Annotated in this window: 7 protein-coding genes; 4 read left to right on the forward strand and 3 right to left on the reverse strand. The window is 57.6% G+C overall.

Translation table 11 applies throughout. From position 1 onward, the window contains the following. Positions 1–93: 93 nt before the first annotated feature. Positions 94–2,148, forward strand: a complete 2,055-nt coding sequence (locus tag H097_RS11260) for a TonB-dependent receptor (RefSeq protein ID WP_032859897.1) — start codon at positions 94–96, stop codon at positions 2,146–2,148. A 42-nt stretch (positions 2,149–2,190) separates the two neighbouring features. On the opposite strand, the gene H097_RS11265 is transcribed toward H097_RS11260, so the two are convergent. Continuing rightward, complete coding sequence (locus H097_RS11265; protein ID WP_032859898.1) at positions 2,191–2,967, reverse strand: APH(3') family aminoglycoside O-phosphotransferase; 777 nt, start codon at positions 2,965–2,967, stop codon at positions 2,191–2,193. A 179-nt stretch (positions 2,968–3,146) separates the two neighbouring features. Here H097_RS11265 and H097_RS11270 point away from each other — a divergent pair, with 179 nt between their 5' ends. Beyond that, complete coding sequence (locus H097_RS11270) at positions 3,147–3,755, forward strand: amino acid transporter (RefSeq protein ID WP_032859899.1); 609 nt, start codon at positions 3,147–3,149, stop codon at positions 3,753–3,755. Between the two features lie 13 nt (positions 3,756–3,768). Here H097_RS11270 and H097_RS27680 read toward each other — a convergent pair whose 3' ends face one another. Both H097_RS27680 and H097_RS11275 read right to left on the reverse strand, forming a co-directional pair. Beyond that, the gene (locus H097_RS27680) at positions 3,769–4,170 is read right to left on the reverse strand and encodes a GFA family protein (protein WP_082445565.1); all 402 of its coding nucleotides are present in this window, start codon (positions 4,168–4,170) and stop codon (positions 3,769–3,771) included. Between the two features lie 120 nt (positions 4,171–4,290). Continuing rightward, the gene (locus tag H097_RS11275) at positions 4,291–5,175 is read right to left on the reverse strand and encodes a LysR family transcriptional regulator (RefSeq protein ID WP_032859900.1); all 885 of its coding nucleotides are present in this window, start codon (positions 5,173–5,175) and stop codon (positions 4,291–4,293) included. A 113-nt stretch (positions 5,176–5,288) separates the two neighbouring features. Between H097_RS11275 and argC the strand changes: the two genes are divergently transcribed. Together argC and H097_RS11285 are read left to right on the forward strand one after the other, a co-directional pair. Further along, the gene (argC, locus tag H097_RS11280; RefSeq protein WP_032859901.1) at positions 5,289–6,218 is read left to right on the forward strand and encodes an N-acetyl-gamma-glutamyl-phosphate reductase; all 930 of its coding nucleotides are present in this window, start codon (positions 5,289–5,291) and stop codon (positions 6,216–6,218) included. A gap of 177 nt (positions 6,219–6,395) precedes the next feature. Beyond that, positions 6,396–7,436: a DMT family transporter gene (locus tag H097_RS11285; RefSeq protein ID WP_032859902.1), complete on the forward strand. Its 1,041-nt coding sequence runs from the start codon at positions 6,396–6,398 to the stop codon at positions 7,434–7,436. Positions 7,437–7,783 lie beyond the last annotated feature (347 nt).

Raw genomic sequence — 7,783 nt, forward strand, 5'->3', positions numbered from 1 at the left:
AAATGCTTTTCTAAATGATAAGGATTTGCATTACACTCCGCAGCCTTTAGTGCTCCGTCTTGGTGCATATTGGCTTAACAAGGACTGTTTGCAATGAAGAATCCCCCCTACCTGTTCAGTTCTCTTTTCATGGCCTTCGGTGTGCTGAACGCCGCCCCGGCGTTGCAAGCGCAAGAGATTGGCGAGGTCGATAAACAGGCCGTCACCGAACTCGATACCTCGTTTGTCACCGCCACCGGCGGGGCCACGGACCTGCGGGATGCGCCGGCCAGCGTCAGTGTCATCACCCGTGAAGAAATCGAGCGCCAACCGGTGTACGACCTCAATACCCTGCTGCGGCGTGTGCCGGGTGTCACGGGGGGCTTCGGTCCGGTGGGGGAACAGTCGAAAATCAAACTGCGTGGCCTGGACGACAAGTACACCTTGGTCCTGGTGGACGGCAAGCGTCTGGGCGGTTCGGGGGACTTGAGCTATCGCCGTGACCTGGCACGCCAGGACCTGAACTGGATCACCCCGAACATGATTGAGCGCATCGAGATCGTGCGCGGCCCCATGTCTTCGCTGTACGGCTCGGATGCCATGGGCGGTGTGATCAACATCATCACGCGCAAGGTCTCGCGGACCTGGAGCGGTTCTGCCAACGTCAACACCACGATTCCCGAAGACTCCGACCGTGGCCAGACCACCCAGACCAGCCTCAACCTGTCCGGGCCATTGACCGAGTCCGTCGGCCTGCGCCTGGGCGCCAACCTGACCCGCCGCGCCGCCGATGAAGTCACGGCGCGCCTGGATAAGGATGGCGAGTTCATGTACGGCGACGGCGCTGGCGGCGCCAAGGACCACAGCGTCAACGCCTTGCTCGACTGGAAAATCAATGACGAGCAAAGCCTGTCGTTCGAGGCTGTGCATGGTGTCGAACGGTCCTGGTCGAGCAAAAAGACCTTTGGTGACTGGGGCGAAACCATGGGTGCCGGCTTCGGCCCCGGCCGTTTGATTCGCGACAGCTATTCCGTGTCCCACACTGGGGACTGGAGTTTCGGTACCTCGAAAGTGGACCTGTACCTGAACAAGTTCAAGAACGACATCGACTGGGGCAAATCCAGCGCCGAAGAGAAAATCGCCGAGGGCAGCCTGAACATTCCGTTCAAACTCCTGCTTGACCAGCGCCTGACCGTGGGCGGGCAGTGGAAGCGTGAAGAACTGACCAACAGCGACACCCTGGGCACGGTGCCGGTGGACTATCAAGGTGTTGCGGTCTCCGGTTCGTCACTCAAGGGTGACTACTCGGCGGCGTTTATCGAAGATGAGTTGTACTTGCTCGATAACCTGGCCCTGACCCTGGGCAACCGTTTTGACCACAGTGAAGACTACGGCAACCACAACAGCCCGCGGGCGTACCTGGTCTACCATCCGCATCCGGACTGGACCGTACGCGGCGGTGTGTCCAAGGGCTTTCGTGCGCCCAGCCTGAAAGAGGGCAGCGCCGGTGCCGCCACCGAATCCGGCGGTCGCGGTTGTGGCTCGTTGAAACCTTTGGGTTATGTGAGCGGCAGTTGCTGGATGGCCGGTAACCCGAACTTGTCGCCAGAAACCAGCGTCAACAAGGAAATTGGCGTGTCCTTTGACCGTGACGGCTGGGAGGCCAGTCTGACCTACTTCCACACCGACTTCGAAGACAAGATCGAATACGCGCCACTGGGCCAGTTCCAGGGCCGCTGGTGGACCATGCTGGAAAACGTCGAAGAAGCGCGGACCCGTGGCTGGGAAGGTTCGGTTCGCGTCCCGCTGAGCGACTCCCTGGACTGGCGCACCAACGCCACCTACATGCTGGAGAGCAAAAACCTGTCCACCGGCGAAGACCTGATCAGCGCGCCCAAGCTGTCAGCCTTCAGTGCGCTCAACTGGCAAGTCACCGACTCACTCAACACCGAACTGTCGGCGCAGCATGTCGGCAAACAGCGTGGGGCAGGTAATGACTTCGTCAAGTCGTACACCACCTACGACCTGACGGCGAACCTGGCCGTGACCAAGTGGTTGACCTTGAATGGCGGTGTGCAGAACTTGCTGGATGAAGATGCACGTGATGGTTCGACGACGTTCTATGTGCCGGGCCGTGCGTTTTTTGCCGGGGCTACCACTTACTTTTGAGGTGTCGCCATGCCACGCGAGCCTCAGGGTTCGCGGGCGTTGCTAGAACAACTCGTCCAGTTGTTCGAAAAACTCTCGCTTTGCCGGCTTATCAGGTTCGCCCAGTCGGTCGAGAAAATCCTGTGCCGACTGCTCCGAAATATCTTCGTGGAGGTTGCGTTGTGCAAACGCGATGTCCAGCCAACGATCGGCGATCCCTCCGCGGCCCAGGTCGATGAAGTGCAGGCGGTCTTGAGTGTCGACGAACACATTGGTGTCACACAGGTCGCCATGGCTGAACACGGGGTCTTCCTTCGGCCGCGCGGCGTGCAGATGGGCCAGCAGTTGTTCGGGGCTGTTCAGGTCTGGCCACGGGTGCGGCTCGGGCTCTTGCGCGCACAGGTCATGCGCAAGCAGGTATTCCAACTCGTTCAGGCGCTGTGACACGCTTGAGTCGAAGGGGCAGCCGGCGATGGGGACACTCTGTAGCTGGCGCAGCGCCTCGTGAAACAGCGCCGACAGGGTGCCTGGCTCGTCGATACGCACCTGGATCGGTGCCCCCGGTACACAACGGGTGATCATGAATTCGCCGTCGGCGCTTTGCGCGATGACCGCCACCTCGGGCACACTCAGATGTCCATCTACCCATTGCAGTACACGGGCTTCGCGCAAGACGCTGTAGGTCGTGGGCGCGTAGATGGCTGCGCAGGTTTTAAGAAAGAAACGATCATTGCCCCGGGTAAAACTGAAGACATCGCAGGGCGACTCGCCGACGTCATCGGCAATCAACAGGGCATCACCGATAAATCGCGTGATGGTCCTGGGGAGTTCGAAAGGCACAGGCCTTGGCCTGGAAGACTGGGAGGGCACGCATCACCTTTTCTGAGGGGGTGGAGTGACGAGTATGAATCGACTCGGGTGTCGTAGACACCCTTTTGCCACTTCTCACCCAGTTTGCTAAAGGGCGAGTATGCGTTGTATTGGGTCGCCTAATACTCAGAACGATCGGAGATCAGATTATGGCGAACAGGGCTTTGGTGCCGGATCAAGAGCTATGGAGTGCATGGACGCCTGCCGAGTTGGCTGTTCGCCTGAAGGCTGTCTCGCTTCCATGGTGCGTTGTCGGTGGGTGGGCGCTTGATCTATGGCGCGGCGAAAAGACGCGGGAGCATGACGATATAGAGTTCACCATGTTGCGAGACGATTTCCCGGCATTCCGGCACGCGCTTGGCGATCTTGATATGTATACCGCGAAGAGCGGAGTGCTCACTTTTCTCCCCTTGGGCCATATCCCGGGACTAGACATTCATCAGGTGTGGTGTTTCGACCCCGTTGCTCAAGCCTGGCGGGTGGACATGATGATTGAATCAGGAAGCCCTGAAGTATGGGTTTACAAGCGTGATGGGGCTATCCGGTTTCCCCGTGCAGAAATGTTGTATTTGAGTCGTGAAGGCATCCCATATTTAAGGCCCGCAGCGATCCTCTTGTTCAAAGCCCAGCATGTGCGGCCCAAGGATGAAGAGGATTTTCACAAGACCTTGCCTACGCTGCCCGATGAGGAGGTGGCGTGGCTGAGGCAGCATTTGCTGAAGCTTCATCCGGGGCATCACTGGATAACCCCTTCATGACCGCTACAAGTATTCAGCCGACCTGGGGGCATAATTTGGCTGGCGTGTACCAGTGGGCTGTAGAGTCGATGTGAACGTGTTTTTGCTTTTCAGGCATGAAGGGCGTGTCAAGCGTGCCCAGTGCTATCGAAACCCAGTCGGCAAATTCGCCTTGAGACCGTGACCAGAACAACGTCGAACCACAGTGCGCGCAGAATTCGCGTAACACCGTCTCTGAGGATGCATAGGTTTTGATGCTAGTGGCGCCGCCAAGTATTCGTAGCGCGTTGCGGGGAACGCTGCCGTACGAAGCGAATGCTGCCCCGTGAGCTTTACGACACTGGCTGCAATGACAATGACTCACTGCTTTTGGTGTGGCAGATAGCTCGTAACTGACGGCTGCGCATAAGCAGCTTCCTTGGTACATCGCAGCCATACGCTCTTCCGTGCATGCGAAAAATATCAGCTTAACCGTCAGGGCCGGTCTAATCCCAGTCACAGATACGAGAGTTTTCAGCCATACAGGTGGGGCTAGGCGTCGAACTTCGACATCCCCCTAGTCCACGCTCAACCCCCACAACACATCCAGCACATGTTGTGTAGGCCGTTCGACGTCCCCGCCACGGTGAGCAATGCCCAGTTGGCGCCATAGTAAGGGCTGTAATGGTCGCATGACGATCCGGGTATCAGGCAATGGCGTGGAGGCTTCATGCGGCAACAACGTAGCACCATAACCGGCCGCCACTAGGCTTTTGATCGCGTCGTTGTAGTTCAGTTGAATGCGTGGCACGGGCAGCAGTCCTTCGCTGGCGAACCAGTCTGAGGTCAGGCGCGAGAGTCGAGTAGTGTTGTCATTCAGAATTAATCGCTGAGCGGCCAGCCAGCCAGGGGTCACAATATCCGGGCACTCCCAGCGAGCCGGCAGGAAAGCCATGACCGGGTCCCGCCGCCATGGCTCGATCCGCAATTGCTTCACTGGTGTCTGTGGTAGTGCGACCAGACCGATATCCAATGAGCCATCGACAAGTCTCCCCAGTGTTTCCTGCGACGTGAGCACCGCAACTTGCACATCGATGGCGGGGTGTCTTTGGCCTAATGTTTCTAGGGCTTGTGGCAGTAACTGTGCGATAGCCCCTGTGGAGGCGCCCAGCCGCACACGCCCGGCCAAGCCTAGTACCTGACGCTCCACGTCCTCAAGGGCCTGCTCCGCATCCGCCAACAGGCGCCGCGCACGGGCCACCAATGTTTCTCCAATCGCCGAGGGCTGTACACGCCCACGCGTGCGCGATAACAGCTTGCCGCCAACCCGCGACTCCAAGTCGGCAATATGCAAACTGACCGTAGGTGGCGCGAGGTGCAGTGCCCGAGCCGCCTCGGCAAACGAGCCCAGATCGGCAATGGCAACCAACGTGCGCAGTCGGTCCAGGCTGATTTCGCGCATACGTCATTCCTTGTTCAGAAAAACTTAACTTCATCGTTTGGAAATTCAACTTTTCCTATCTTAGCTCGTCACTGAAGATTGGAGCTCCTGATTTCCTATACCGAGCGCATTCCATGGCAAGTCCTCTTATATTTATTGATGGCGACCAAGGCACCACCGGTTTGCAAATTCAGCAACGCCTATCCAACCGCAGTGATCTGCGCCTGATGACACTCAGCCCCGAACACCGCAAGGATCCGCAACATCGCGCCGAAATGATCAACGCCTGCGATATCGCGATTCTTTGTTTGCCTGATCAAGCCGCGCGCGACGCTGTAATGAGCATCGAAAACCCCGCCGTTCGGGTGATCGATGCGAGTTCGGCACACCGCACTGATCCAGACTGGACTTATGGTTTTGCGCAGATGAGTCCGCAGCAGGCCAAACAAATCGCCACGGCGCGGCGGGTCAGTAATCCAGGTTGCTATCCCACGGGAGCGATAGGGCTGCTGCGGCCATTGCTAGAGGCCGGGTTGCTGCCCAGGGATTACCCCGTAAACATTCATGCGGTATCGGGATATTCCGGAAAAGGGCGCGTCGGAGTGCAAGAGCATGAGGGCGAGTACGCATCACAAGCGCTCGCATATCAGGTTTATGGTCTGGGGCTGGCGCACAAACATGTTCCTGAGATTCAGCAGCAAAGCGGTTTGACGCAGCGGCCGATGTTTGTGCCGGCCTATGGGGCTTTTCGGCAGGGGATCGTACTCACCATACCGTTGCAACTTCGGTTGTTGACGCCGGGCGTGAACGCGGTGCAGTTGCATGCATGCCTTATGCAGCACTACCGTGATACCGAGCATGTGCAGGTGATGTCGATGCAGGAGGCCAGAGCGTTGACCTACCTTGATCCCCAGGCGCTTAACGGGACGGACAGTTTGCGTTTGGTGGTGTGTGAAAATGATGAGGCGGGGCAGGTTCTGTTGGCTGCCGTGTTTGACAATCTTGGGAAGGGCGCAGCTGGAGCGGCGGTGCAGAACCTGGACTTGATGATTGCAGGAGTATGACGTCGACTAACATTGGCTCTCAGGTGCGGGATGATCCGTTGCTGAATATTTCTCGCCCGCTAGCTACAGAGCCTGTCCAGAACCCAGACAGTTAAGGGACTGGCGTTCACATATTTCTTACTAGAGCAACGCTATGATGCTCTCCCGTATGCAGTGAGCCTGATAGGACGACCGATTATGAATTTGAGTGTCCTCTATGCATTAGCTGCTGCGGCGTTGTTTGGCGCCAGTACTCCGCTCGCCAAGCTATTGGGTGTGGATACTCCGCCCATTCTGTTGGCAGGACTGCTCTACCTGGGTAGCGGGCTCGGCCTGGCCATTGTTCGTTTTGCTCGCGATCAACGCTGGCAACGGCCCGGGCTTCCTGCTGGAGAGTGGCCCTGGTTGATTGGCGCCATTGTCTTTGGGGGTGTACTTGCTCCCGTGGCTCTCATGTACGGTCTCACTCGGACGGCGGGAGCCACGGCGTCGCTGATGCTCAATCTTGAGTCGGTCCTCACAGCAGTGCTGGCGTGGGTCGTGTTCAAAGAGAACGCAGATCGCCGTATCGTTATCGGCATGATCGCTATTGTTTTGGGTGGGATTGTTCTGTCGTGGCCGCAAGGGCAGGCGACGACTCACGATTGGACTGGGCCGCTGGCCGTGGCTTTCGCCTGCCTCTGTTGGGCCATCGACAATAACCTGACCCGCAAGGTCTCTGCCTCCGATGCGCTTTTTATAGCGGGGAGCAAAGGCTTGGTCGCGGGCGTGGCCAATTGCTGTTTGGCGTTTGCCATTGGGTCACAACTGCCAGCCTTGGCGACGTTAGGGCCAATCATGATGCTTGGGTTTCTTGGGTATGGCGTGAGTTTGGTGTTGTTCGTTCTTGCCCTCCGGGGGCTTGGAAGCGCGCGCACCGGCGCATATTTTTCCACTGCTCCCTTCCTCGGCGCGGTCATCTCGATCCTAATCTTGGGCGAGTCGGTATCGCTGATGTTCTTGCTTGCTGCTGCATTGATGGCCATCGGTGTCTGGATTCACTTGATGGAAAATCATGCTCACGAGCATCAGCATGATCCCCTCAAACACGGCCATCGCCATACACACGACGAGCACCACCAACATGAGCACAGCTTTGAGTGGGACGGTACTGAACCGCATAGTCATCCGCATGAGCACGCACCGATCCAGCATAGCCATGCTCATTTCCCCGATATACATCACCGGCACAAACACTGATCTGGCTTTAGTGGATCACTGATCCCGCAGACTGCAGGCGACGGTCAGTTCAGTATCGGAAAGGGGGGGGCGTTTTATCTCGGATCGCTTCATTTGGGCTTAGGGGGGATGCAAGGAGAGATAGCCAGAAACAAGAAAGCCCGCACGAGGCGGGCTTCTTGAGGTGATTCATAGACTGCTGTAGACATCTATGGATCGGTACTTGGTGGTACACAGTCATTTGAACTGGGGCTGTATGGTGCTGTTATATATAGGTTTTGTTGGTGTGCTGTGAGTTAGGCATACATGTGGGCATACATGCCCTGGACTTGCCCCTACCAGACCGGACACCAACTCCCCGTTAAATT

The organism is Pseudomonas sp. FH4 (assembly GCF_000510915.2).
GTDB classification, from domain to species: domain Bacteria; phylum Pseudomonadota; class Gammaproteobacteria; order Pseudomonadales; family Pseudomonadaceae; genus Aquipseudomonas; species Aquipseudomonas brenneri.